The 25021-nt window shown below is 74.4% G+C and carries 25 protein-coding genes and 1 pseudogene; 5 read left to right on the top strand and 21 right to left on the bottom strand.

The genetic code is table 11. The features are described 5' to 3' along the window. The coding region (locus ACLQ22_RS15875) for a hypothetical protein (protein ID WP_425692946.1) at nt 1-225 on the top strand (225 nt) is incomplete at its 5' end. A 25-nt stretch (nt 226-250) separates the two neighbouring features. On the opposite strand, the gene ACLQ22_RS15870 is transcribed toward ACLQ22_RS15875, so the two are convergent. Then, nucleotides 251-1534, bottom strand: coding sequence for an MFS transporter (locus ACLQ22_RS15870; RefSeq protein ID WP_425692945.1), 1284 nt, complete (start codon nt 1532-1534; stop codon nt 251-253). 76 nt (nt 1535-1610) lie between these two features. Continuing rightward, nucleotides 1611-2093 carry a hypothetical protein gene (locus ACLQ22_RS15865; protein ID WP_425692944.1) on the bottom strand — a complete coding sequence of 161 codons (483 nt, stop codon included), beginning with the start codon at nt 2091-2093 and terminating at the stop codon, nt 1611-1613. 135 nt (nt 2094-2228) lie between these two features. Between ACLQ22_RS15865 and ACLQ22_RS15860 the strand changes: the two genes are divergently transcribed. After that, on the top strand, nt 2229-2906 hold the full coding sequence (locus tag ACLQ22_RS15860; RefSeq protein ID WP_425692943.1) for an SGNH/GDSL hydrolase family protein: 678 nt from the start codon (nt 2229-2231) through the stop codon (nt 2904-2906). A gap of 28 nt (nt 2907-2934) precedes the next feature. Here ACLQ22_RS15860 and ACLQ22_RS15855 read toward each other — a convergent pair whose 3' ends face one another. The 3 genes and pseudogenes from ACLQ22_RS15855 to ACLQ22_RS15845 all read right to left on the bottom strand — a co-directional run. Beyond that, the gene (locus ACLQ22_RS15855; RefSeq protein ID WP_425692942.1) at nt 2935-3672 is read right to left on the bottom strand and encodes a hypothetical protein; all 738 of its coding nucleotides are present in this window, start codon (nt 3670-3672) and stop codon (nt 2935-2937) included. 214 nt (nt 3673-3886) lie between these two features. Next, the gene (locus tag ACLQ22_RS15850) at nt 3887-4630 is read right to left on the bottom strand and encodes an ABC transporter permease (RefSeq protein ID WP_425692941.1); all 744 of its coding nucleotides are present in this window, start codon (nt 4628-4630) and stop codon (nt 3887-3889) included. A 29-nt stretch (nt 4631-4659) separates the two neighbouring features. Continuing rightward, nucleotides 4660-5361 (bottom strand): annotated as a pseudogene (locus ACLQ22_RS15845) (ABC transporter ATP-binding protein); the annotation flags it as partial. A gap of 131 nt (nt 5362-5492) precedes the next feature. On the opposite strand from ACLQ22_RS15845, the gene ACLQ22_RS15840 reads away from it, so the two are divergent. Continuing rightward, nucleotides 5493-7418 carry a sensor histidine kinase gene (locus tag ACLQ22_RS15840; RefSeq protein WP_425692940.1) on the top strand — a complete coding sequence of 642 codons (1926 nt, stop codon included), beginning with the start codon at nt 5493-5495 and terminating at the stop codon, nt 7416-7418. Then, a complete protein-coding gene (locus ACLQ22_RS15835; protein ID WP_425692939.1) occupies nt 7382-8029 on the top strand; it encodes a LuxR C-terminal-related transcriptional regulator in 648 nt (215 codons plus the stop codon). The genes ACLQ22_RS15840 and ACLQ22_RS15835 overlap by 37 nt, the downstream gene beginning before the upstream one ends. Before the next feature lie 367 nt (nt 8030-8396). Here ACLQ22_RS15835 and ACLQ22_RS15830 read toward each other — a convergent pair whose 3' ends face one another. From ACLQ22_RS15830 to ACLQ22_RS15765, 14 genes are all read right to left on the bottom strand, one after another. Beyond that, complete coding sequence (locus tag ACLQ22_RS15830; RefSeq protein ID WP_425692938.1) at nt 8397-9374, bottom strand: phosphotransferase; 978 nt, start codon at nt 9372-9374, stop codon at nt 8397-8399. Between the two features lie 22 nt (nt 9375-9396). Further along, nucleotides 9397-10638: a hypothetical protein gene (locus ACLQ22_RS15825; RefSeq protein ID WP_425692937.1), complete on the bottom strand. Its 1242-nt coding sequence runs from the start codon at nt 10636-10638 to the stop codon at nt 9397-9399. A 138-nt stretch (nt 10639-10776) separates the two neighbouring features. Continuing rightward, nucleotides 10777-12135, bottom strand: a complete 1359-nt coding sequence (locus tag ACLQ22_RS15820) for a hypothetical protein (protein ID WP_425692936.1) — start codon at nt 12133-12135, stop codon at nt 10777-10779. After that, nucleotides 12136-13107 (bottom strand): alpha-ketoacid dehydrogenase subunit beta, encoded by a 972-nt coding sequence (locus ACLQ22_RS15815; RefSeq protein WP_425692935.1) that lies wholly within the window; start codon nt 13105-13107, stop codon nt 12136-12138. Further along, on the bottom strand, nt 13108-14079 hold the full coding sequence (locus ACLQ22_RS15810) for a thiamine pyrophosphate-dependent dehydrogenase E1 component subunit alpha (protein ID WP_425692934.1): 972 nt from the start codon (nt 14077-14079) through the stop codon (nt 13108-13110). Next, entirely contained in the window at nt 14076-14873 is a 798-nt protein-coding gene (locus ACLQ22_RS15805; RefSeq protein WP_425692933.1) for a DUF3050 domain-containing protein, read from the bottom strand. The genes ACLQ22_RS15810 and ACLQ22_RS15805 overlap by 4 nt, the downstream gene beginning before the upstream one ends. 1 nt (nt 14874) lies before the next feature. Next, nucleotides 14875-15804 carry a phytanoyl-CoA dioxygenase family protein gene (locus tag ACLQ22_RS15800; protein ID WP_425692932.1) on the bottom strand — a complete coding sequence of 310 codons (930 nt, stop codon included), beginning with the start codon at nt 15802-15804 and terminating at the stop codon, nt 14875-14877. Further along, on the bottom strand, nt 15801-16901 hold the full coding sequence (hppD, locus tag ACLQ22_RS15795; protein WP_425692931.1) for a 4-hydroxyphenylpyruvate dioxygenase: 1101 nt from the start codon (nt 16899-16901) through the stop codon (nt 15801-15803). Before hppD ends, ACLQ22_RS15800 begins: the two co-directional genes overlap by 4 nt. Before the next feature lie 67 nt (nt 16902-16968). Then, nucleotides 16969-18207 (bottom strand): beta-ketoacyl-[acyl-carrier-protein] synthase family protein, encoded by a 1239-nt coding sequence (locus ACLQ22_RS15790; protein WP_425692930.1) that lies wholly within the window; start codon nt 18205-18207, stop codon nt 16969-16971. Further along, nucleotides 18204-19820: a class I adenylate-forming enzyme family protein gene (locus ACLQ22_RS15785; RefSeq protein WP_425692929.1), complete on the bottom strand. Its 1617-nt coding sequence runs from the start codon at nt 19818-19820 to the stop codon at nt 18204-18206. Before ACLQ22_RS15785 ends, ACLQ22_RS15790 begins: the two co-directional genes overlap by 4 nt. Next, nucleotides 19817-20365 carry a beta-ketoacyl synthase chain length factor gene (locus tag ACLQ22_RS15780; RefSeq protein WP_425692928.1) on the bottom strand — a complete coding sequence of 183 codons (549 nt, stop codon included), beginning with the start codon at nt 20363-20365 and terminating at the stop codon, nt 19817-19819. Before ACLQ22_RS15780 ends, ACLQ22_RS15785 begins: the two co-directional genes overlap by 4 nt. After that, entirely contained in the window at nt 20362-21444 is a 1083-nt protein-coding gene (locus ACLQ22_RS15775; protein ID WP_425692927.1) for a beta-ketoacyl-[acyl-carrier-protein] synthase family protein, read from the bottom strand. The genes ACLQ22_RS15780 and ACLQ22_RS15775 overlap by 4 nt, the downstream gene beginning before the upstream one ends. Continuing rightward, complete coding sequence (locus ACLQ22_RS15770; protein WP_425692926.1) at nt 21437-21682, bottom strand: acyl carrier protein; 246 nt, start codon at nt 21680-21682, stop codon at nt 21437-21439. Before ACLQ22_RS15770 ends, ACLQ22_RS15775 begins: the two co-directional genes overlap by 8 nt. Continuing rightward, the gene (locus ACLQ22_RS15765; protein WP_121398730.1) at nt 21682-21948 is read right to left on the bottom strand and encodes an acyl carrier protein; all 267 of its coding nucleotides are present in this window, start codon (nt 21946-21948) and stop codon (nt 21682-21684) included. The genes ACLQ22_RS15770 and ACLQ22_RS15765 overlap by 1 nt, the downstream gene beginning before the upstream one ends. Before the next feature lie 15 nt (nt 21949-21963). Between ACLQ22_RS15765 and ACLQ22_RS15760 the strand changes: the two genes are divergently transcribed. Beyond that, nucleotides 21964-22755, top strand: coding sequence for a 4'-phosphopantetheinyl transferase family protein (locus ACLQ22_RS15760; protein WP_425692925.1), 792 nt, complete (start codon nt 21964-21966; stop codon nt 22753-22755). Here the strand turns inward: ACLQ22_RS15760 and ACLQ22_RS15755 are convergent. Together ACLQ22_RS15755 and ACLQ22_RS15750 are read right to left on the bottom strand one after the other, a co-directional pair. Beyond that, nucleotides 22686-24071: a class I adenylate-forming enzyme family protein gene (locus tag ACLQ22_RS15755; RefSeq protein ID WP_425692924.1), complete on the bottom strand. Its 1386-nt coding sequence runs from the start codon at nt 24069-24071 to the stop codon at nt 22686-22688. The genes ACLQ22_RS15760 and ACLQ22_RS15755 overlap by 70 nt on opposite strands. A 647-nt stretch (nt 24072-24718) precedes the next feature. Beyond that, nucleotides 24719-25021, bottom strand: a complete 303-nt coding sequence (locus ACLQ22_RS15750; protein ID WP_121399356.1) for an antibiotic biosynthesis monooxygenase family protein — start codon at nt 25019-25021, stop codon at nt 24719-24721.

Here is a 25021-nt window from a genome sequence, read left to right as displayed (position 1 = left end):
ACCTACCGACAGATCAACTGGCCCGGAACCCTCCCCACCGACACACCCCTCGTCGGCGACTGGACCGGAACCGGCCGCGCAACACCAGGACTCGCCCGATACGGCAGCGGCACCTGGACCTTCTACACCACAGACGTCGCCAACGGCACCGGCATCACCTACCGACAGATCAACTGGCCCGGAACGATGGCCTCAGACCGCCCGCTGGTCGGCGACTGGAAGTGACCGGAACGCCGTCGGCGGCGCAGCCCTACCCGCGGACAGTGGTCGGCCGATCCCGACGGCAGCGAGTCCCGTGTGCTGACGCCCCGGTGGCACGGTCGGGGTCCGGCAGGCGGTCGCCCCGCTCGGGGGACGCCGTCGAGGTCCGCTCGGCCTTTCGCCACGTCAGGTGGCGGTGGGCTGCGCCGACCACGGAGGCCAGGCAGATCGCGGCGGCTGTGCCGAGCGTCAGGCGTTCGCCGAGGTGGACGAAGGCGGAGCCGAGCGGGATCGCCAGCGCGACAGGGCCGAACATCGCGGTATTGGCGGTGCCGGACACCCGGCCGAGCATCGCTGGCGGCGTATGCGTCTGCACCGCGGTCACCGCGGCGACGAGGGCCCAGGGCAGGCCGATGCCGGCGACGACTGAGGCGGCGACCGTGCCGGGCCACCAGGGCAGGCAGCGCACCAGGCAACTCACGGCGAAGAGCGTCGTGCCGGCGACGCCCACGGTGACCGGGCTCCACCTCGCGATGAGCCGGCCGACGACGAGGCCGCCGACGACGGACCCGGCCCCCTGGGCGCTGAGCAGCACGCCGAGGAACGTCGTCGGTAGGCCCAACTCCGTGGTGACGATCGCGTAGTTGGCAGCGGTGGTGAAGCCGGACATGGCAATCGACACTGCGGCGAGCACGACGGTGACGCGCAGCGCCCTTTGTGCGAGCAGGACGGCGAGCCCCGCGCGCACGCCGCGAGGCCGATCGGCCGGCCGGACGGGTGGCATCCGCTTCAGTCGTACGGCCGCGTACAGGACGGTGACCAGGACCGGCATCGCCGCGCTGAGCAGGACGACAGCGTGGCCCCCGCGCCACGCGTAGAGGCCTGCGCCGACCAGGGGCGCCACGAGCTTCATGCCCTCCTGGGCGCTCGAACGCCAGCCGTTGACGTCGCCGAGTTCCGTGGGCGACAGCGCGGAGGGCAGCAGCGCCGTCTCGCCCGCGTCGATCAGCACATAGCTGAGGCCGTACGCGCAGGACACCAGGAAGATGAGCCACGTCTGGCCCGGTCCCCGCACCATGAGGAGACTGAGCAGAACGGTGGACAAGGCGAGGTTGACGGCCATGACCAGCGGTCGCCTCGGCGCCCGGTCGAGCAGGCCTCCCAGCCAGGGGCCGCCGAGAACCGGGGCGTACACGCAGAGCCCCGCGAGGGCCGCGAGGCTGGCGGAATCTGTGAGGTCCAGGATCCAGATCCCGGCGACCAGTGACATGGCGCTGCTGCCGAAGCCCGACAGCAGCGAGATCGCTATGAACAGCGCGGCGTTGCGGCGCACGGGGCCTCCAAGGTTGAGCCGTGGCGACTCAAATCCTCAACCTTGAGCGGAGCGCAGGCAATACTGCCGGGACTTGTCAATGGGTCGTTGACAGAAGGTCGTCCAAGCTCGTCGCGACAGCCCGGACCGGCGCCGGCAATCGTCCGCCTCCCGCTTCGGTCAGATCGACCGCGAGGAGCGAGGCCAGCGCGTACAGCGAGCCCGGATCGGCGTCGAGGGCCACCTCCGCGGTCTTCCTCATGAGAGCCGCCCGTCGGAACCGCGCGTCCCACCGTCGGTCCGCGTCAATCCACCGCTGAAGGGCGAAGACCGCACTGCGTATCGCCGCGATCCGGGTCGAGTACCCGAGATCCCGTTCCTGCCGCCGCGACCGCCGCGCGGTCGCCAGGCGCTGCCGGCGCTGCTCCGCGGCCTGCCGGCTGCCCAGGCCGAGCGCGGCGGCGATCTGAGCCCACGTCGCACCCTGGTGACGCGCGCGGTCGATCAGCTCCAGCTCCCGCTCGTCCAGTCGTGCGCGGTCGGCCGCGACAGTGGACAGCTGGCTCAGCTCGGGCGTCACGCGTCAACGCTACATTGACAAACGGACGGCGCGTCACGTGACAGCCGATCCGATCACCGGAATCCGACCGACCGCACCGTCCAACCGCTCCGGCAGGCCCTTCTCCGGTCCCCGGACGTCGGCTAGCGTGCCGGCATGCCATCGACGTTGAGCGAATCGACAGATCCGTGGTGCCTGCGCGACGGGGAGAGCGCGGCGCTGCTGCGCGACCACCCGTGGCGGCGCTTCGCGGTGCTGGGCGACAGCGTGGCCGAGGGGCTCTGCGAGGCCACCGACGGCTATCCCGACGTGCAGTGGGCCGACCGGATCGCCGCCGAGCTGCGGGCCGTCCGGCCGGAGCTGGCGTACCTCAATCTGGGCCTGCGAGGGCTGCGGGCGCACGAGGTGCGCGCCGCCCAGCTCGCCCCGGCGCTGGCGTTCCGCCCCGACCTGGCGCTGGTGGTCTGCGGCGGCAACGACGCCTTCGGGCGGGGGTACGACGCGGACGCCGTCGACGCGGAGCTGACCGCGATGATCGGGGCGCTCCAGGCCGCCCGGGCGGACGTGATCACCGTCGGCATGTTCGACGTCTCGCTCAGCCCGGCCGTGCCCGAGCGGCACCGGGCCGGCCTCGGCGAGCGGATGCGGCGGCTCTCGGCGCACACCGGGGCCCTCGCGGAGCGGCTCGGCACCCTGCACGTGCGGCTCACCGACCATCCGCTCGCCGCCGACGCGTCGATGTACAGCAGCGACGGCCGACACGGCAGCGCCCGCAGCGACGCCATCGCCGCCGCCGAGACAGTCCGCCGCCTCGGCGCCCACCTCGCGCCCTGACACCGCATCGACCAGCCGGTGACGCGGCTCAGCGGTGCTGGACCCACACGTTCGGTTCGGTGTAGGTGCCCCGGTCGAGATCGCGGTCGACGCGCAACAGGCTGAGGCCGTCGGGGATGACGTAGTCGCCGCTGTCGGGGAAGACCATGCCGGTCCACTGCTGCCACTCGGCGACGGTGCCGGTCATCGTCTGCGACCGGGGCGCCATGGCGATCAGCCGGGCTCCGAGCCGCCAGTGGGTGCGCAGCCAGGGATCGAGCGGGGAGCCGTCCTCCCGGGTCCAGGCGGCGAACCGTTCGATCGGGGTCAGCGGGTAGCTCGCCTTGAGCGTGGGCCGCACCGGGGCGATGACACGCGACCAGCCACGCTGTTCGGCCACCGACCGCAGCGCCGTGAGCAGGTCGCCGGCCAGGCCCTTGCCACGCAGGTCGGCGCGTACCTGGGCGGCCATCACCACGAGGGTGTCGGGGGTCTCGTCGCGGTCGTGGCCGACGACCGCGCGGCGCAGGGAATCGGTGTAGCCCTCGGGCAGGTGCGCCGGGTCGCCGTCCCAGCGGATCGGCACCGCCCAGCCCGCGGCGACGAGGTCGCCGTCGCCGTCGAGCAGCACGAGCTCCAGGTCGGCGAACACCTCCCGCACCCGGCCGATGTACCGGTCGACCTGCCGGTCGGCCGTGATGAACGCCGGCCAGCCACCGGCGAACAACCGGTCCATCTGGTCACCCGGCCGTGGCCGCGCCCGCAGCGGCTCCACGACGGTACGCACGGACGCCTTTCTACCAAGACAGTCGCCGGCCGCACCACGACAATAAGTCGGCGCGGCGACGGCATCGTCCTGGACGCGATGCGGGTCGGTGACCTGCCACGGGCGGGCCGCGCGCCGACCGGGACCGTCCGACGACGCCGTCCCCCGATGCGTCGGCGTCGTCGGTGGCCTTCCAGGCCCGTGCCGCTCCCGTCGCGGCACCCCCGGCGGCGGATCACTCCCAGCGGAAGTAGCGGGCCGCGATCCCGCCCAGCACCACGGTGAACGCCACCATCACGGCCAGGTGCAGCACCGTGGGCCACGAGCCCGCCCAGGCGTCCTGCACGGCCAGGGACGCGGCGCCCAGCGGGGTGAAGTCGGCGATCTTCCGCACCAGGTCGGGCATCTGCGGCCCCGGCGTCCACACCCCGGCGAAGAACATCATCGGGAAGTAGATCAGCTGACCGACCCCCGAAGAGGCCCGGGCGCTCGGCGTGACCGCCGCCACGAGCAGCGCGACGGCGCACATCGCGCTCGCCCCGAGCGTGAACGCCAGCACGAGGCCGACCGCGTTGCCGGGCGGCGGGACGTCGAAGACGGTCGCCGCCACCAGCCAGGCCAGGCCGCAGGCGAGCAGCAGTGCGCCGACGTTCACGGCCACCTGCGCGACGAGCAACGCCGTCGGCGAGACCGGGGTGGTCGCCAGCCGGCGCAGGACGCCCCGCTCGCGGTAGCTGGCCACCACGGCCACCAGCGTCACCATCGTCACCGTCGCGATGGCCAGCGTCATGGTGATGGGCAGGTAGACCTCCAGGGGAAGGCGGCCGTCCAGCTCGTCCGCCGGCTCCCGGATCCCCGGCATGGCCAGGCCGAGCACCAGGATCAGCAGGGCCGGGAACGCGATGGCGAAGAACGTGCCGACCGGATCCCGGAGAAACAGCTTCGCCTCGACGCGGATGATCTTGGGAAGGGCGGTCATCAGAGGCTCCCGGCAGAGGTGAGGGCGAGGATCGCGTCCTCGAGGGTGGGTCGTTCGACGCCGGGCACCTGGGCACCGGCGATCAGGTTGCGGGGCGTGTCGACGGCGACGACCCGGCCGGCCACGACGACCGCCAACCGGTCGCACAGCCGCTCCGCCTCGTCCATGAAGTGGGTCACCAGCACGACCGTGACGCCACGGTCCCGGACCTGCCGGACCAGCTCCCACGTGTCCCGCCGCGCCTGCGGGTCCAGCCCCGTGGTCAGCTCGTCCAGGATCGCCACCGACGGGTTGCCGACCAGCGCGAGTGCGATCGACAGCCGCTGCTTCTGACCGCCGGAGAGCTTCGCGAACACCGTGTTCCGTTTGGCGGCCAGGCCCAGCTCGTCCATCAGCGCCCGCCAGTCGGCCGGCTGCGGATAGAACGAGCTGTACAGTTCGAGCGCCTCCCACACCTTGATCCGATCCGGCAGTTGGCTCTCCTGGAGTTGGATGCCCAGCTTCCGACGCACCGCCGCGCGGTCCCGGCGCGGGTCCAGCCCCAGCACCCGTACCGATCCGGAGTCCGGGGCCCGGAGCCCCTCGATGCACTCCACGGTGGTGGTCTTGCCGGCGCCGTTCGGGCCGACGAGCCCGAAGATCTCGCCCTCGTCCACGCTCAACGACACGTCGGCGACGGCGATCTGGTCGCCGTACTGCTTGCGTAGGTTCGTCACCTCGATGACTGGCATGCCGACGACGCTAGAAACCCCGCAGGCCCGGGAGAATGGGCTCAACTGCCTGGTAGAGGTGTATCCAGCCCCACCCCCGGTCGGTACCCTTCCCCAGTGCGGCGGCGGTCGGTGCGACGAAGACTCGACCCATGACCCGCTTCGCGCTCGCCGTGCCACGCTGCGCCGCCCTGGCCGTGCTGGGCGTGGCCGGGTTCGCCTACGGACACCTCCTCGTGCTCGGCGCCATTCTGGTGGTCACCTACCCGCTCGCCATCTCCGGCCAGTTCCGGCTGACCGCGCTGGCGCGCCGGCTCGCCCGCGCCTGGGCCGGGGTCGACCTCCCCGACCCCGTCCGGTCGCCGCCACGCGCACCGCACCGGCGCGAGGACGGCTGGTACGCCCACGAGGGCACGTTGTTCAGGTCGCCACGGCTGCCGGCGTTCCTGCTCAAGCTGGACCAGCACGCGAAGGACCCGACGCTCAGCCGGGAATGGCTGTGGCTGATCCTCACCCCGGTCACCGGCGGGCTCCCGCTCCTGGTGCCGCCCGCGTTGATCGCGGCCGGCGTGTTCCTGCTCGCCTCTCCTCCCTGGGAACCCGCGTGGTCGGTGCCGGTGGCTGTCGGGGCCGGCGCGGCCGCGTTCCTGCTCGCGCCGGGTGCGCTGCGGGCGTACGGGCTGTGGGCCAGCCTGCTGCTGGGGCCTGGGGAGCCGCCGCGAACGGCGGTCGGCCGGTGGGTCACCCGGACGTCGGCCGCGACCTGGCGGGGGGCCGGCCTGGCCGGGCTGTCCCTCGCCGCGTTCGGCGGTCTGCTGCTCAACCTGCTCGCCGCAGCCGTGTCGTGGGGCGGGCTGCTGCCGTACACCCTGCCGGTCACGCGGTCACTGGTGCAGCTCTACCGGCGCCACGTCGGCCGGTGGACGGGCACCGACCTGCCCGCACCGTACCGGCCGTACCCGCCGTCGCCCAGCCCCGGCGAGGACGGCAACTACCGGGTCGGGCGGGTCCTGTACACCGACCTCCCGGCGGCCATCCAAGGTCAGCGGCCGGGGTGGTTGTTCGGCGACCCGGCCACCTGGCGGGACCAGCTGTGGTCACTGGGCTCGGTCGTCCTGGCCCCGCTCTCGTTCGTCCCGGCGGTCCTGGTCGCCGTCGGGTTCTACGGCCTGTTCGGTCAGCCCCTGACGTGGGTGGGCTGGGCGGTGCCGATCGGCCTGCTCACCGGCTACTGGGCCACCCCGTTCTACCTGTGGTTCGGCATCGAGCACGTCGGCCTCGTCGCGCCGTGGTTTCCGGACTGGGCGAGCATGCCCGGCGGGCTGGTCATGGCGCTGCTCGGGCTCGGTTTGGCCAGCCCACTGATGAGGCTGCGGCTGTCGTGGGACGGGCTCCTGCTCACCCCCACGGCGGCCACCGTGCTCGCCTCGCGGGTCGCACACCTCGCCACCACCCGGGCCGACGCCGTCGACGTGCAGGCGGCCGAACTGCGCCGCATCGAACGCGACCTGCACGACGGCGCCCAGGCCCGGCTCATCGCCGTCGGGCTCGGCCTGGCCGCCGTCGCACGGCTCATGGAGACCGACCCGGTGCGCGCGCGGCGGCAGCTGGAACAGGCGCAGGAGACGTCCGCCGCCGCGCTGGCCGAGCTGCGCGACCTGGTACGCGGCATCCACCCGCCGGTGCTCGCCGAACGCGGACTCGGCGACGCGATCCGGGCGATCGCGCTCGACACCCCGCTGCCGGTGGACGTGGACGTCGACCTGCCCGGCCGGTTCGACGCGCCGGTCGAGTCCGCCGCCTACTTCGTCACCTGCGAGGCTCTCACCAACGCGGCCCGCTGCGCGCCCCACATCTCGGTCTCGCTGTCCCACCGCGACGGGATGCTCCGGATGGTGGTGACCGACGATGGCCCCGGCGGGGCCGACCCGGCCAGGGGAACCGGACTGCGCGGCGTCCAACGGCGGCTCGCTACATTCGACGGGACCCTGACCCTGCACAGTCCGCCCGGCGGACCCACCGTCGTCACCATGGAGATCCCGTGCGCGTCGTCCTCGCCGAGGACCTCCACATCCTGAGGGATGGGCTGGTTCTGCTCCTCGAAAGCCACGGCTTCACCCTCGCCGCGGCCGTCGGCGACGGGCCGGCACTGCGCGCCGCCCTGGCCCGGCACCGACCCGACGTGGCCATCGTCGACGTACGGCTGCCGCCGACCTTCACCGACGAGGGCCTCCAGGCGGCACTGGCCGCCCGGCGTGACATCCCCGGCCTGCCGGTGCTGGTGCTGTCCCAGCACGTCGAGCAGCTCTACGCCCGGGAACTACTGGCCGACGGGGCCGGTGCCGTCGGCTACCTGCTCAAGGACCGGGTCCTGAACGCCGACCAGTTCATCGACGCCGTACGCCGGGTCGCGTCGGGCGGCACCGCGATGGATCCCGAGGTGATCGCCAAGCTGCTGACGGCAGGCGGCACGGCCTCGCCCCTGGCTCGCCTCACGCCGCGCGAACGCGACGTCCTCGAACTCATGGCCCAGGGGCGTTCCAACGCCGCCATCTCGCAGCGGCTGTTCCTCAGCGAGAGTGCCGTGGGCAAACACACCGCGAGCATCTTCGACAAGCTGCGTCTCCCCCCGTCCTCCGACGACAACCGCCGCGTCCTCGCCGTCCTCGCGTACCTCAACGAGACCTGACCGCCGCTCTCCCGGGCCGGAGACGGATGGCCCGGCATGAGAGGCGTCGATAGAGCGCGTTCCGTGACGACGCCGCTACCCCAACCCTCCTGCGTTGCCGAGGGGGAGAAGGCAGGTGCCGCGGCCTGACTGGGCGCGGCGACACCCGCGATCCCAAGCGTGGTACCCATACCCTCGCCCGTTCCGAACAGTTCCGAACGGCTGTAACAACCCGGGCTCGCATGGCACCCGGACGCCCGGCACATGCTCTGCCGCGCAGATCGCGGGCACGAAAGAATGGCATGTGGGGCGCGCATCGACCGTGGCCCGCGAACTCGTCTCGGCCATGCACGAACTCGACATCGGCGCGTGGCTCGAACAGGACGGCTCAGGTGAGCTGGTCCAGCGTCCGGGTGATGTTGTGCTCGACGATGCCGAGCATGCCGGCCCGGTCGGGGAAGTCGCCGTCGAGCAGGCGCAGCGGGCCCGCCACCAGCGACAGGTAGGTCGCGAGCCGGTAGAGGAGCAGCCGCTCCTCGTCGAGACCGGGCACGGCCAGCACCGGATAGTCGTCGCCGAAGCGCAGCTCGAGGAACGCGTGCTCCCACTCCACGTCGAGGAACATGGTGCCCTCGATGTCGACGAGCACCGGGTGGTCCCTGTCGTCGACGAGCACGTGGTCCGGCCCGAGTTCACCGTGGATCAGACCGTGGCGGGAGCGGGGCGCCACGGCGGCGTACCGCTCGGCCAAGGCGTCGGTGAGCCGGTCCCGCACGGCCGAGATCCGCTCGACCCGGGCGGCGGCCTCGGTCAGGTCGCGCAGCGCCCGGTCGAGGACGAGCCGCTGCACCGGCCGGCCCGCTGCCGGCCCGGCGGATCCCGGGCGGCCGTACCGGTCGCGATGCCGGGCGTGCATGCCCCGGACGGCGTCGCCGAGCCGGGCCAGCACCGTCCCGGCGCGGCGCGGGTCGCGCTGGCGCAGGTCCTGCAGGGTGCCGCCCCGGACGTCCTCCACCACGGCCACCTCGCCCGGCAGCAGGGTCGCGGTGGGGTGCAGCAGCAGCCGGGGCACCCGCACCCCGGCGGCGGTGAACTCCCGGTGCGCCGCGGCGAACAGGCCGGCCCCGGTGGCGTGCCCGAACGGGTCGTCGGGTGCCGGGGCCGCCGACGCCGGCCAGTAGTCCTCCCCCGGGTGCCACACGTAGGCGATGCCGGTGGACCCGTCGTCGAGGATCAGCCGGTAGACGCCCTTCTTCGTGCCGCCGGTCAGCCGGTGCACCGAGACCAGCGCCCGCCCCCGCCCGAACGCCGCCCGCGCCACGGGCCGCAACTCGTCGACCGTCGCCCTCACCCGCGCTGCATCCATCCGGCGATCCTGCCCCGGAGGATCAGGCGGCGGGCGTCCCACCCCCGCCGTGCACCGCGACCACGCGGCGGCGCCGGGCGAGGAGCAACACGATTCCGCCACCCGCCACCAGGGCGAGGCCGGTCCCCGCGATCAGCCCGGCCCGCGGCCCGGTGATCGGCAGGTCGCCACCGCCGCCGCCACCACCGTCGCCGTCGTCGTCGCCGGTACCGGCGCTCGCCGCGACCAGGACCGCGAACCCGTCCCGGTTGTCGCTGTCGTCCACCTCGGCCGCCGGCACGGCGACGGCGTTCGCCGGCAGTTCGGTGCGCGGCGGGCCCGAGCGGGCATCCGTCTGCGCCGCCAGGCCCTCGACCTGCACCGTCCCGCCGGCCAACGTGGCGGGCGCCTTGGTGGCGGCCGCCACCGTCACCAGATCGTGCAACTCGACGGCGGAGTGGCTGTCGTCGGTCGGGTCGGTGTCCTGGCTGGCCGGTACCAGCGTGAGCGTGTCGTAGGTGCAGACCGCCGACCGCCGGTCGTCGGCGACCGCGCACTCCTTCGGCGGTCGGGTGAACGTCACCGCCTCGGGCAGGCGCAGCGTGACCTTGATGCCACCGACCGCCTTCCGGCCCTGGTTGACGATCCGGTACCGCACCGCGCCCGTCTCACCCGGCTGCAACGTCCCGGTGGGTTCGGGCCTGCCGCCCGCACCGACCCGCACCGACTGCTTCACGTCCGGCGCCACCACCGACAGATCGGCCTCGGCGTCGTCGACCAGCCTGAGCGTGTACCACTCGCGGGCAGCGGTCTTCATCGCCTCGTCGCCCCAGGCCATGCCGGCCTCGACGGAGAACTTGCCTTCGTAGGGCTGGTTTCCCTGGACGTGGACGTCGATGGGAAGGTCCACCGTCTCGCCGGCTGCCGGCAGCAACTCCGGAAGCGCGCTCGACTCGATCCGGCAGTACCAACCCCAGGCGTCACCGTCGCACTCGCCGGAGCCACCGCCCTCCGGCCACATCAGGGAGATCGTGTCCGGCCAGTCCGGCTCGCCGGGCCGGACGTAGAAGATCACCTCTTCCGGCGTCCGGTCGGTCAGGTTGGTGAGCTTGAGGTGGATCCGCTTCTTCCGTACCCCCAGCGGAATCGTCGTGCCGGTCACGTCGAACGTGAACCTCGGTTCCGCACCCGCCGCCGGAGCGGGACCGGCGGGGACGGCCAGCCCGGCGAGGACGAGCAGGGCCAGCGCCCCCGTTCGCGACAGCCATCGAAGACCAAGTCCCATGGCGGGCTCCTTCAGCAGAGCGGCGATCGTCGTCGACGACCCCATCCAATCCGGTCACATCGACTCTTGCAAACGTCCTCGCGGTGGGTCGTGCGGAACTCCTCCACCTGATCACCGGCGGGGCGGCCCCGCGTGGCGTCAGTCGACCACCAGGAGGCCGGAGAGGAGGACGCCGCGGGCCAGGTTGAGCACGCCGTCGCAGCCCGGGAAGCCCGTACGGATGCAGGCGCCGGCGGGCCGGCGGCCGAACAGGTACGGGGCGATGCTGTACGGCACCTCGGCGGCGACCGTCTCGCCGGTCTCGATGTGCACGAAGTCCAGCGGCACGTCGTCGGCCTTCACGTACTCCTGGAGGATGAAGCCGCCCCGCCCGACGGCGCGGATCAGCCCGTCCCGCCACGCGTCGGCGTCGGTCTCCCGGCCGATCAGCACGTCCACCCCGGCGGAGCCGTCGGCCGGCTTCGCCACCAGGCCGGCCCGGTCGGCCACCGCCCGGTCGAGCAGTCGCGCCGTCAGCGACCAGGTACGCGGCACGTACCGGTGCACCAGGTCCCGGTCGGCGGCCGGCAGCGTGTCGGCGTCCTCCCACAGCCAGGCGAAGGCGCGCTTGTTGGCGACCAGCCACGCCGCCGCCGACACCCACATCGGCACCGTGCCCGCCGCCAGCGCCGTCTCCAGGGCGTCGACCCCGGCGCTCGGGGTGACCCGGTTGGGCACGAAGAGCCGGAACACCCCGTCGACCGGCGCCCCGCCGGCGACCAGCCGCTTCCGGTCGTCGAGCGTGACCTGGGAGACCGGCGCGATGACCAGGTCCATGCCGCACGCGGCGGCCCGCTCGACCACCGGCGACAGCAGCCGGATGAACCGCTGCGGGTCGTCGAGCCCGGGGTACTCGGCGTCGAAGTCGACAAGCATGGCGACGCGGGCACCTTCGGGCAGGCCGAGGCCGGCGCGGATCGCGGCGAAGCGCCGGTCCACCGCCGAGGGCGCCGCCGCCAGCCGGACCCGGTCGGTGAGGCCGGTCCGCCGGTAGACGTCGACGAAGCGGCGCACGGTGGTGTCGGCGTCGAACGCCCCGCCGAGGCTGCTGTCGATGTTGTACTCGACGAACCGGGGCACCCCGTCGCTGAGCAGCACGTCCGGGCGGAAGGCGTCCAGCAGCGCCCCGGTCAGCGGCTCGTCGTCGTCGAGCAGCCGGGTCTCGCCGTCGGCGACGTCCAGCAGCCGGCGCAGCTCGCCCGCCGTGCCGGCCCGCCGCCGGCAGGCCTCGAAGAGGAGCTGCGCGAGGCGGTCGGAGACGGCGTTGAGCACGCCGAGCGACGTCTCGTCCATCACCGGCGGCCGGGCCAGGCGCCACTGCTCGTTGTACGTGGCGCGGCCGTCGAAGACCTCGCGCCAGGACCCGGCCCCGGCGGCCACCATCTCGGCGCGCACCGGCGCGGGCAGGTCGAGCCACGCCCGCGCGGCGGGGGGCCAGCGGTAGTCGACGTCGTCCATTCATCCCTCCTTCATGACGTGTCCGATGGCGGCCCGCAGCTGCTCGCGGCTGGGCTGCACGGCCCGGTCCAGCGCCGGGGCGAACGGCAGCACCGCGCCGTCGGGGCGGGTGACCCGCCGTGGCGGCGCGACCAGCCGCACCCGCTCGACCACGGTCGCGATGATCTCCCCGGCGATGCCGCAGGAGCGGTTGGAGTCGTCCACCACCACCAGCCGCCCGGTGCGCCGCACCGACTCGGCGAGGCCGTCCCAGTCGAACGGGTGGAGCGTGCGCGGGTCGAACACCTCCACCGACACCTGGTCGGCCAGCTCGTCGGCGACGGCGAGGGCGTCGTGCACCAGGTGTCCCACCGCGACCACGGTCACGTCGTCGCCGAAGCGGTGCACCCGGCCCCGACCGAGCGGCACCGGGGCGAGCGCGGCGAGGTCGACGTCGGCGCGGACGTCCAGCGCCCCGGCCGGGGCGAAGAGCACCACCGGGTCGTCGCACCGCACCGCCGACACCAGCAGGCCGTACGCGTCGGCGGGGGTGGCCGGCACGACCGTGGTCACGCCGACGTGGGCGAAGAGGCCGTACGGGTGGTCGGAGTGCTGGCCCGCCCAGCCCGTCCGGGAGCCGGAGCCCGGCACCAGGTAGGTGACGGGCACCGCGCACTGCCCGCCGGTCATCAGCGGGAACTTGTGCGCGTGGTTGACGATCTGCTCGAAGACCAGGAACAGCAGCGACGGGATCTGGAACTCCACCACCGGCCGCATCCCGGCCAGGGCCGCCCCGGTGGCGAAGCTGGTGAACGCCTGCTCCGACAGCGGGGTGTCGCGCACCCGGTCGGGGCCGAACCGCTTGACCAGCCCGGCGGTGACGTTCGAGGCGGCCACCCGGATGTCCTCGCCGAGCAGGAACACCGACTCGTCGCGGGCCAACTCGTCGGCGAGCGCCCGGGTGAGCGCCTTGCGGTAGGACAGTCTGGGCATCTAGCCACCTCCGGTGCGGGCGGTCAGGCCGCTGGCGTACAGGTGCGCCAGGGCGTCGACCGGATCGGGCTCCGCGCTGGCGAGCGCGAACCGCACGGCCGCCGCCAGGGTCGCCTCCACCTCGGCGTCCACGTCGGCCCGTACGGCGGCGGGCAGCCGGGCGCCCTGGATGTCCACCGGGTCGCGGGAACGGCCCCGCGCCACCTCGTCGGGCGGGCGGTAGTCGAGGCGTACCGCGTGCTCGAAGGTGTGGTGGGCGTCGAACCGGTAGGTCAGCGCCTCGATCAGCTCGGGGCCGCCGCCGGCGCGCATCCGGTCGACGGCGGCGCTCGCGGCGTCGCGTACCGCCTCGGGGTCCTGGCCGTCCACGACGGCGGCCGGGATGCCGAAGGCGGCGGCCCGGCCGGGGATGCTGCCGGCGACCGCGCCCGCGACGGGCATGGTGGTGGCGTAGCCGTTGTTCTCGCAGACGAACAGCACCGGCACCCGCCACAGCGCGGCCAGGTTGAACGCCTCCAGCAGCATCCCCTCGTTGACGGCGCCGTCGCCGAAGAAGCTCACCCCGACGATGTCGTCGCCCCGGCGGCGGCGCGCCCAGACCGCGCCGGTGACGATCGCCCCGGACGCGCCGACGATGGCGTTGGCGCCGAGCACGCCGACGCCGAAGTCGGCGGCGTGCATCGAGCCGCCCCGGCCGGCGTTGAGGCCGGTGACCCGGCCGCACAGCTCGGCCATCATCCGGGCCGGGTCGGCGCCCTTGGCGAGCACGTGCCCGTGCCCCCGGTGGGTGCCGGCGAGCACGTCGGCGGCGCGCAGCGCGGCGCACACCCCGGCGGCGATCCCCTCCTGCCCGAGGTACGGGTGGATGCCGCCGACGACGTGCCCGGAGCGGACCAGCTCGATGGCCCGCTCCTCGAAGCGGCGGATCAGCCGGACCGTCCGGTAGAGCCGGACCGGGTCGGTGCCCGTCACCGCTCGCGCCCCTCCTCGACGGCGGCGAGGATGTCGTCCCAGAGCCGGGCGCGGGCGGCCAGCGCGGTGTTGACGGTGTCCGCGCACTCCTGCCACCTGGCGTCGTCGTCGCCGCACAGGTCGGCGAGCATCTGCATCGCCATCGGGGTGTGCTGCTCGCCGTCGACCTCGATGTGCCGTTCCAGGTAGTCGACGAACGTGTGCAGCCGCCGGCTGCGCTCGTTAACGGCCACGACCTGGGTGAACATGTCGGGGATCAGGTCCTCCCGGCCGAAGGCGAAGGCCGCCGCCTGGCAGTGCACCGGGGTGCTCTCGATGATCCGCCAGGTGGTGCCGGCGAACGCCGCCGACGGCGCGGGCACGCCCGCCGCCACCAGCGACTCGGCCACCGGCCGGCCCGCCCGCAGCAGCTCTATCAGCTTCTCCACGGCCGTGGTGTCGGCGCCGGCCTCGCCCATGCCCCGCACGTACAGCTCGAAGTGGCTGAGGTAGCCGTCGCCCAGCTCGTCGCTCTCCTCCACCATGACGATGTCGTTGATCAGCCGGCGGCTGCCCGTGGGCCCGGTCGGGATCCACGGCACGGTGACGCAGGTGAGCTGCCGCTGCAACGACGTCAGCAGGGACATGAAGTCCCAGACGGCGAAGACGTGGTGCTCCATGAAGGTGACCAGCGCCTCGTGGGTGTCGAGGGCGGCGTAGAGGGGGTGCCGCACGACCGCCTCGCGGCGCTCGCTCACCGCCTTCTCCAGCCGCTCGATCCCCGGGTGCGTCCTACCCCAGTCGTACCGTGACATGTCAGCCTCCCTGCGGGGCGCGGTGGCGCCAGATGACCGGGCAGTACTCGGGGTCCGCGTAGTCCGGCCGCCCGTCGTGGGTGCGGCGGACCAGCACGTCGTGGTTGTACGCGGCGAGGGTGCCGTCGGAGAGCGGATACGCCCGCCAGGCGTTGTCGCCGTCCTGCAGGTGCAGCGAGATCGCCCGGCGCGGGCGGCCGCTGACGTTGGCGCCGCTGCCGTGGTAGGTGCGGCAGTGGTGGAAGCTCATGTGTCCCTTGGGGATCACCATCGGCACCTTGCGGATCTGCGCGCCGTTGTGGGCCGCGTTCTCGGCGAGCATCTCCTCCAGCTGGTCGCGGTCGCGCTCGGCGAAGTGGCGCACCACCGTGTCGTCGGCCCCGGTCTCCGCCCAGCGGTGCGAGCCGTCGACCATCGTGATGGTGCCCATCTCCTCGCCGCAGTCGTGGAACGGGATGAACGCGGTGAGCATGTCCTCCGACGACGAGGACGCCCAGTAGTGCTTGTCGAAGTGCCAGGGCACGATGTTCGACGGCTCGCCCGAGACCGGCGGTTTGTGGATCAGCGTGGACTGGAAGACGCGGATCTCGGTGGCCCGGGCGAGGCGGGCGGCGACCGCGCCGATCAGCGGCTTGCGCAGGATCGCCCCGAGCACGTCGTGCTCGTGGTGGATGTAGTCGTTGTGCCGCTGCACCGGGCCCTTCGACGGCTCCCAGTAGGCGAGCCTCGGCGGGCGCACCGGCAGGCGGCGGTCCCGCTCGCCGGCGTAGTAGCGGTCGGCGGCCGCCGCGAGGGCGTCCACCTCGTCGTCGGTGAGCAGCTTCTTCGACAGGTACCAGCCGTGCGCGGCGTAGAACGCCACGTCCTCCTCGGAGGGCAGCAGCGCCTCCTCCTCGGCGGTCAGGGTCGGCTCGAACTCGGTCGCGGTCACGCCCGCACCTCCTGCGGTGTCGGGGCCGCGACGGTGGTTCCCGCCGCGGCCAGTTCCCGTTCCTTGGCCTCGTAGAGCGCCTTGATGTTGCCGCTGCCGAAGGTCCGCGCCCCGCGCCGCTCGATCAGCTCCAGGAAGAGCGTGCGGCGCACGTGCATGGACTCGGTGAAGATCTGCAGCAGCTGACCGCCGTGGTCGCGGTCGACGAGCACGCCGAGGTCGCGCAGCCGCTCCAGCGGCGCGTCCACCGGGCCGACGCGCGCCTCCAGGGCGTCGTAGTAGCTGGCCGGGGTGCCGGCGAAGCGCACGCCCCGCTCGGCGAGGGCGGCCACGGCGGTGACGATGTCGTCGGTGCGCAGCCCCAGGTGCTGCACCCCGGCGCCGACGTGCCGGTCCAGGAACGCGTCGAGCTGCCCGGGCCGGCGGGAGCGGTCCGGTTCCAGCAGCACCAGGGTCACCCGCCCCGAGCCGCTCTGCACCACCGTGGAGTTCATCGCCTGCCCGGCGACCTCCACGTGCTCGGTGAAGATCTCCGCGAACCCGAAGACGTCCCGGTAGTGCCGGGCGGTCTCGTCGAGCTGCCCGGGCGGCACGCAGACCGCCAGGTGGTCGATCTCGGCGAGCAGCTTGCCGCCGCCGTCGGAGGGGATCATCTCGATCGCCCCGGGCAGGAACTCGCCCCGGTCGCCGTGGCGGGACACGAGGCGGTGCCGCACGTCGCCGAAGCCGCCCACCTCGGCGGTCACCACCTCGGCGTCCGCGCCGGTGCGGGTGGTCGGCGGCGTCACCCCCGTCGCTCCCCGGCGCACCAGTTCGGCGTACGCGCCCGCGGCGTCGTCGACCTCCAGCGCGACCACGGCCACGCCGTCGCCGTGCCGCTGCACGTACCGCGACGCCGGGTGCCCGGCGGTGAGCCCGGTGGTGAGCACCATCCGGACGTCGCCCTGGCTCAGCAGCAGCGACCGCTGGTCGGCCAGCCCGGTCTCGGGGCCGCCCTGACCGCGCAGCTGGAAGCCGACCGCCCGGTCGAAGTAGAAGGCCGCCTGCCGGGCGTCGCCCACGAAGAGTTCGATGTGGTCTATCCCACGGATGTCCATGTCCTCAGCCCTTTCACGGTCCCCCGTGGTTGCCGTCCGGGCGCGGTCCGCCCGGGATGGTGCGTGGTCAGTCCCTCGGCCGGGCGGCCCGCGCAAGCAGCAGGCTCACGTTCTGGCCGCCGAAGCCGAAGGAGTTGGTCAGCGCGTATCCGGTGTCCGTCTTCCGCGGCTCGGCGCGGATGTGGTCCGCCGGGCAGGCCGGGTCCGGGTCGTCGAGGTTGTGCGTCGGCGGCAGCAGGCCCCGGCCGAGCGCCAGCGCGGTGGCCGCCGCCTCCAGCGCGCCGGAGGCGCCGAGGAGGTGGCCGGTGAGCGCCTTGGTGGAGCTGACCGGCACGCCGCCGGCGCCGAACACCTCGGCCAGCGCGGTCGTCTCGGCGATGTCGCCGAGCTTCGTGGCGGTGCCGTGCGCGTTGACGTAGCCGACCCGCGCGGCGGGCACGCCGCCGCTGACCAGCGCGCGCCGCATGCACTCCGCCGCGCCGGCGCCGTCGGGTCGCGGGGCGGTCGGGTGGTACGCGTCGGTCGTCGCCCCGTACCCGGCGACCTCGGCGTAGCCGGCGGCGCCCCGGGCGGCGGCGTGCTCGGCGCGTTCGAGCACGAGCAGGGCCGCGCCCTCGGCGAGGACGAACCCGTTGCGGCGGGCGTCGAACGGCCGGCTCGCCGCCGTCGGGTCGGCCCAGCCCCGGGCGAGCGCCCGGGCGTTGCCGAAGGTGTCGGAGAAGGTCGGGAACAGCGGCGCCTCGCTGGCCCCGCAGAGCACCACGTCGGCCTCACCGACGCGGATCAGCCGCACCGCGTCGGCGATCGACTGGGCGCCGGAGGCGCAGGCGGTGCCGACCGCCGAGGTGTAGCCGCGGATACCGTGGCGGATGGCGATCCGGGCCGACGGCATGTTCGGCAGGATGCCGGTGAGCAGGTACGGGCTGACCGCCGCCCGGCCGCGCTCGGCGCGGGCCAGCACCTGCGCCTCCAGGGTGGCCATCCCACCGACGCCGCCGATGATCACCCCGATCCGGCCCGGGTCCACGTCCCGGCCCACCTCGATCCCGGCGTCGGCGAGCGCGTCGGCGGCGGCGAGCAGGGCGAGCACCACGACCCGGTCCAGCACCCTGGTCTCCGGCCCGGTGGCGACCGTGCGGGGATCGACGTCGGGGAGGACGCCGGCCACCTCCAGCGACCCGGCCGCCGGGTGTCCGGCCGGCGGCCGGGTCAGCCCGGACCGGCCGGCGCAGAGCGCGTCGAAGGTGGCGTCGACGCCCCGCCCGACGGGGGTGAACAGCCCCATCCCGGTGATGACGGCGGTCATGACGGCGTCTCGGTGAGGTAGCGCTCCCGCAGGGCCACCTTGCGCACCTTGCCCGTCACGGTGACCGGGATGTCGGCGGAGCGGACCGGCACGACCCGGCGCAGGGTCGCGCCGACGTCCGGGCCGAGCGCGGCCCGGACCCGCCCGGTGCGGTCCTCGGCGGGGTCGACGCCGGCGGCGAGTTCCAGCAGCACGTCGGTGACCACCCCGCCGGCCCCCGAGGTGATCACGACCGTGCAGTCGGTGACGTCCGGGCAGGCGGCGAGGACGCGTTCCTCGGACAGCGCGGTGTAGAACCACCGCCCGTCCCCCGCGTCGACCGCGTCGACGGCCCGGTCCAGGTGGTGGTAGCGGCCCTCGTCGTCGGCGTACACCAGGTCGCCGGTCAGGTACCAGCCGCGTCGCCGGGACCGGTGGGTGGTGACGGAGTCGTTCCAGTAGCCGCGGAACAGCGACGGCGAGTCGACGCCGAGCCAGCCCACCTCGCCGGCCGGCACCGGATCGCCGTCGGCGTCGAGCACGGCGACGTTGGCGAACCGGTAGGGCCGGCCGACGCAGCGGCCGTACCGGTCGGTGTCGACGCGGTGGGTGATGTGGAACATCGAGTGCCCCATCTCGCTGGAACCGAGCCCGTCGATGAAGACCGAGCCGGGCACCCGGGTGACCCCCTCGCGGGTCACCACGTCGCGGGAGCCGACCGCCACCAGCCGGCGCACGTGCGGCTCGTGCGAGCAGTCGCCGGTGTTGAACCACAGCGACACCGAGTCCAGGTCGTACGCGGACAGGTCGAATCGGGCCAGCTCCGCCCACGTGACGGAGAACCCGAAGACCCCGTCGGGACGCCAGCGCTGGATCGCCTCCAGCACCCGCTCCCCACCCTGCTCGGAGAGCAGGAGCATCTCGGCGGAGTTGCCGAGGGCCTGGTTGACCATGAGCACGGTGGCGGTGTGCGGGGCGGGCAGGGCGTTGAGGATGCGGCGGGTGCCCTGCGCCTGCGGCATGGCGAGCAGGTGCCGGGTGGCGGCGAACAGGCTGGCGTGCGAGTGCAGCACCGCCTTGGGCACCCCCGTGGTGCCGGAGGTGTGGGTGATGACCACCGGGTCGTCGGCGTGGTGCCGGTAGTGCTCCGGCGCGGCGGCCGGGTCGCCGGTGCCGGCCTCGGCGGGCGTGCCGAGCACCGGCACGCCGAGGTCGTGGCCGGCCAGCAGGGCGCGGTGCGCGTCGTCGGCGAGCACGCCGACGCCGCGCAGCCGGCGGACGTACTCGGCGGCGATCTCGGGGCGCAGCCCGCCGTTCACCAGCGCCGGGATCGCGCCGAGCCGGGTCAGCGCGAGGAAGCTGAGCACCATGTCGGCGGCGGCGCTGGCCCACACGGCGACCGGGTCGCGGGGCTTGATCCCCCGCTCGTGCAGCCAGGCGGCGCGGGCGGCGACCCGCTCGTCGAGCCGGCCCAGCGTGAGCGCCCGCCCGGCCGGGTGGCCGTCCACGGCGGTGTCGAAGGTGAGGCCCGGCCCGTCCGGGTCGGCGCCGTGCGCCAGCACCCGGGCCAGCACGTTGCCCGCGCCGATCCGCTCGTCGGCGGCCAGCACCCCCCGCAGTCCCCTGTTCCTCATGGTGCGTCTCCTCCCCCCAGCAGCACCGCGACGGCGCCGCTCCCGGGTGCCCCGCCCGGGGGGCCGTCGTCGGGTGCCTGTTCGATCAGGACCAGCAACGCCCGGTCGGCGTCGCCGTCGTGCAGCAGCAGCTCGGCCTCGGCGGTGCCCTCGGCGCGCGGGTCGCCGGTCGGCGCGAGGCAGAGCACCGGCCCGCCGAGGCCCCAGCGGGCGGCCACGTGCCCGGCCACGCTGTTGGGCACCGACTGGAAGAAGAACAGCGGCCCGGGACGGCCGCCGCCGGCGACCGTGGCACGCACGTGCGCCGCGCTGGCCCGGTCCCCGGCCGCGCTGACCAGCACGACCGCGATCCGCTCACCGTCGGGGGCCGGCCGCCGGCCGTACGCCCGGGTCAGGCAGCGCTCGGCGACGGCCGCGACGAGGGGCGGGAAGCTGGAGTGCACGTACCCGGGCACCGGCGGCGGCGCCCCATCGCCCGGCTCGGGCCAGGCCGCCTCGGCCAGCACGGTGAGGCGGCCGGCGGGATACCCGGCGGTCGGGCTCATGCCGCACCGACCAGCAGCGCCGTGTTGGCGCCACCGAAGGCGGCGTTGAGGCTCAGCGCGTACCCGGTGGCGGCGGGCCGGGGCGCGTCGCGGACGACGTCCAGCGGGCAGGCCGGGTCGGGGCCGAGCCAGCCGGCGTTGACGGGCAGTTTCCCGTGCCGCAGGGCGAGCACGGTCACCACCAGTTCCAGCAGGCCGGAGGCCTCCAGGGCGTGCCCGTGCAGCGCCTTGGTGGAGCTGACCGGGACGCGTGCCGCCGCCGCGCCCAGCGCGGTGCGCAGCGCCGCCGCCTCGGCGGCGTCGCTGTGGCCGGTGCCGGTGGCGTTGGCGTTGACGTACCCGATCGCCTCCGCCGGCAGCCCGGCCCGGCGCAGCGCCGCGGTGACCGCCCGGGCCAGGCCCCGCCCGCCCGGCTCCGGCTGGCAGGGGTGGAACGCGTCCCCGGACCGGCCCCAGCCGAGCAGGTCGGCGACCGCGCCACGGGCGACGGCCCGCGACTCCAGCACCACCGCGGCGAAGCCGTCGCCGAGCAGCAGCCCGGTGCGGCCGGCGCTGAACGGACGCACCGCGCCGTCGGTGGCGAGGGCGCGACCGGCGTCGAAGAGCGCGTACTGGTCCGGCTCGACCAGGTAGCCGGCGGCCACCACCGCCCGGGCGACGTCGCCCCGGCGGATCAGGGCGGCGGCGTCGGCGACCGCGCTGCTGGCCGAGACGCAGGCGGTGGTGTACGCCCGGGCCGGGCCGGTGAGCCCGGTCCGGGCGGCCAGCCCGGTGGTGAGCGCCGGCACGTGCGCGCCGCCGTGCACCGCCAGCAGCAGGGCCGTGCCGGCCCGGCTGCCGGCGTCGAGCCCGGCGTCCCGGCAGGCCGCGTCGACCGCCTCGGCGAGTTCGTCGGTCAGGTCGCCGGCGTCGGACAGGATGGCGGCGGCGTCGACCCGGCGGGGCGTCGTGTCGAAGCGGTCCACCGGCCGGAACGCCGGGGCCCCGGCGAGCACGCCGGCGAGCAGCGCCTCGGTTCCTCTGCCGAACGCGCTGGTCGCGTGGACGCCGGTGAGCTGGACGGCGGCCCGCTCAGCCATCGGCGGCGGCGGTCAGGGTGGTCCGGAAGACCGCCAGGGCGTCGTCGACGGTCCGGATCCCGGCGAGCTGGTCGTCGGTGAGGTCGAGGCGCCGGTCGAGGCGCTGCTCGACGAGGTGCACCAGCCAGGCCAGCTCCATGGAGCCGATCCGGTCGCCGACCTCGGCGGCCGGTCTAGCGGCCAGTTCGGCGAGCATGGCCACCAGGTCGGCCCGTTCCAGCTCGGGCTGACCGGCCATCAGGCGTTGTCGCTCGTCGCCCCGGCGACCCGGTCGGCGACCATCGTGGTGAACTCGCCGACCGTCATCAGGGCCAGCTTCTCGGACTCGTCGTCGGCGAACTTCAGGCCGTAGCGGTCCTCCACGCGCACGGCGAGGTCGGCGAGGGCCAGCGACTCCAGGTCCACCCCGGACGGGCCGAGGGTCGTGTCGTCGTCGAGGCCCTCGACGTCGTAGTTCATGTCCTCGAGCTGCTCGACGACGAAGGCGCGGATCTCGGGTCGCATGGTTAACCTCTTTCCGTGAGCCAGTTACCGGTGCCCGGTCGGGACACCGTGTACGTGTGGATCGGTCGGGGCGTCGGCGGTCGGCCGCTCCCGGCCGGGCGGCTGCTGCGGCGGGCGGGTGCCACGCTGCTCGGCCGCGCGGAGGCGGAGATCGTGGTGGAGCACGGCCGCGACGGGCGTCCGCTGGTCGCGGTGTCCGGCGCGGGGGCCCGGGTGGAGCTGCCGGTCAGCGTCAGCCGGGCCGACGGCGTGGTCGCGGTCGCCGCCCGGGCAGCCGGCCCGGTGGGAGTCGACGTGGAGTGGTGCCGCCCGCTGCCCGCGCTGGCGCTGGCCGGGCGTTGGTTCGCGCCGGCCGAGGCGGCATGGCTGGCCGGGCGCGACGCCGACGGGCGGGCGCGGGACTTCCTGCGGCTGTGGACGGCGAAGGAGGCCGTGGGAAAGGCGCTCGGGAGAGGGCTGCGCGACGGCGGTCTGCGGCGGCTCATGCCGGTGCCCGAAGACCCCGACGGCGCGCTGCGCCCGCTGCCCGAGGCCGGCGACGGCGGGCTGCGGCAACCGTCCGGGGCCGGGCGGCTGCGCGTCGGGCATCCCCGGGTGGGCGGGGGCCTGGTCCTGGCGGTCGCGGTGACCGCCGGCGAGGCGGTGCCGGTCCACGTCGTGCCGATCGGGGCGGTGCCGGTCGGCTCGGACGGGGCGGACGGGACAGTCGGATCGGTCGGGGCGGCGCGGGGCGGCGCTCACGTGGCGGCCGCCCGCAGCGCGTCGGCCGCGCGGACCAGCTTGCCGGTGGTGGTACGGGGCAGCTGATCCACCAGGCGCAGGGCGCGGGGGCGCTTGTAGCCGGCCAACCGCTCGGCGATCAGCTTGTCGAGCACCTCCTCCGACAGCGGCCCGTCCGGCTGCACGTAGGCGGTGATCCCGCCGTCGAAGACGACCACGGCGGCGGCGACGCCGGGCAGCTCGGCGACGGTCGCCTCCACCTCGGTCAGGTCGACCTTCAGGCCGCCGACGGAGACCTGCGAGTCGAGCCGCCCGCGGACGGCGACCAGGCCGGTGTCCGGGTCGACCGCGCCGGCGTCGCGGGTGCGCAGCCAGCCGTCGGCCCAGCGGGTGGGGTCGCTCAGCCCGACGTACGGCGACGCGGGGCAGCTCACCCACAGCTCGCCGTCGACCTCGCGGACCTCGATGCCGGGCGCCGGGGCGATCGACGGGCGGTGCCGGCCGTACAGGTCGGTGCCGATGACGCCGACCTCGGTCATCCCGTACATGTTGCCCAGCGGTACGCCGTACCGGTCGGTGAAGGCACGGGCGACGGCGGACGGCACCAGCTCACCGCCGGTGGTCATCCGCCTGAACTGCGGCAGGGGGCCGGCGGGGCGGGTGGAGGCGAGCAGTCCGATGTGGAACGGGACGCCGAGCACGGTGGCCGGCGAGTCGGCGGCGGCGATCGCGGCCAGCACCGCGTCGCCGGCGAGCCGCTCCGGCGGCACCAGCTCGACGCCGGCGTGCAGGCCGTAGAGCAGGCCACCGACGAGGCCGAGCACGTGCACCATCGAGGGCAGCAGGATGATCCGCTCGCCGGGCAGCGCCACGCCGTCGACGCGGGTGTAGCGGCGCACCTCGGCGACCAGGTCTTCGGCGGTACGACCGATCACCTTGGACGGTCCGGTGGAGCCGGAGCTGAGCTGGATCACCGCGTGCCCGCTGACCGCCGGACGGTCGGCGTACGCGGTGACGCCCTCGGTGACGTCGACGAAGACCCGCAGCCCGCCGCCGCCGGTGCGGACCGGGGCCACGACCACCTGCGGGGTGAGCCGCGCGAGCGCCCGGTCGACCTCGTGGTCGGTGAGCCGGTGGTCGAGCAGGATCGCCTGGGCCCCGCTGCGCCAGGTGGCCAGCAGGTTCACCACGTACGCCAGCGAGGGCGGCATCCGCAGCGCGGCGGCGCCCCCGGGACGCAGTCCGGCGGCGCCGAGGCGGGCCTGCGCCTCGGTCACCAGCCGCCGCAGGGTGCCCCGGTCGACCGGTCCGGGCAGTCGGAAACAAATGTCGGTCGAACGGCCTTCGAGCAGAATTTCGTCAACCCAGATCGGGTCTGTCGCCGCAGGATTTCCGCTGGTCACTACCGTTCACCGCCCAGCCTCAATAAGGGCGGAATCGCCCATAAGGTGTGCCTGTCGGGGTGCTGCGGGGAACCTTACGACGCCGTCCGGACACATAGCTAGATGCGAATGGCTAGATCAGAAAGGGCGGCCGGCCGGATTGCCCACGACCGGTTCGGCGGGCAGGATCGGGCGTGTACGTCGACTGAGGGTATCCGCCGGATGACCCGTCGTGCGTACGGCGCGGCACGTCCACCGGACGGCCGATGGCGGTCTTCAGGCGCGCGCCGGTACGGCCACGCGGGCCGGAACGGGGCGGGGCGATACGGCCGGGACGGACCCACGCCAGGAACGACGTGTGCCGGGCGGCGCACCCGCCTGCCACCACACGGGTGGAACACCATGGGTGTCACCGCCCGTCGTTGACACCCATGGTGTTCCACCCGTGCCCCTGCGGCCGGCGGGCGAACAGCCCACGGCGTCACTGCCGCCTCACCGGCGACCGGGGGTAGCGGGACCACAGGGCAGGTCGGGTGGCGGGCCGGCCCCGGTCCTCACCGCCGCTCAATGATGAGCGTGAGGACGTCGGATGCACGTGGGGCGGTGGGGCGGCGGGCCGGCCGGGACAGCCGAAAGGCGGGACAGCCGCGAGGCGGTGCGGGCGGGGCTCAGGCCGGGGACGTGGCGGGGGTCTGGGCGTGGATGTGGAAGCGCAGCGACCGGGCGTCGGTGAAGCACTCCCGCATCGGTCGCACCAGGTCCCGGTGCTCCGGGCTGCGTTCCCACGCCTCGAAGTCGGCCAGGCTCGCCCACTCGCTGGTGATCAGCCACTGCTCCGGGTCGGTCGACGACCGGCAGACCTGGTCGACGAGGTGCCCCGCAACGCCCCCGGCCACCAGGTGCCGGACCGCCTCGTACGCGGCCAGGAACGCCTCCGTACGCTCGCGCGGCACCCGCACCAGGAACACCAC

Source organism: Micromonospora sp. DT178, from assembly GCF_049841695.1.
Classification (GTDB): domain Bacteria; phylum Actinomycetota; class Actinomycetes; order Mycobacteriales; family Micromonosporaceae; genus Micromonospora.
This window is presented reverse-complemented; position numbering and strand designations above follow the sequence as displayed.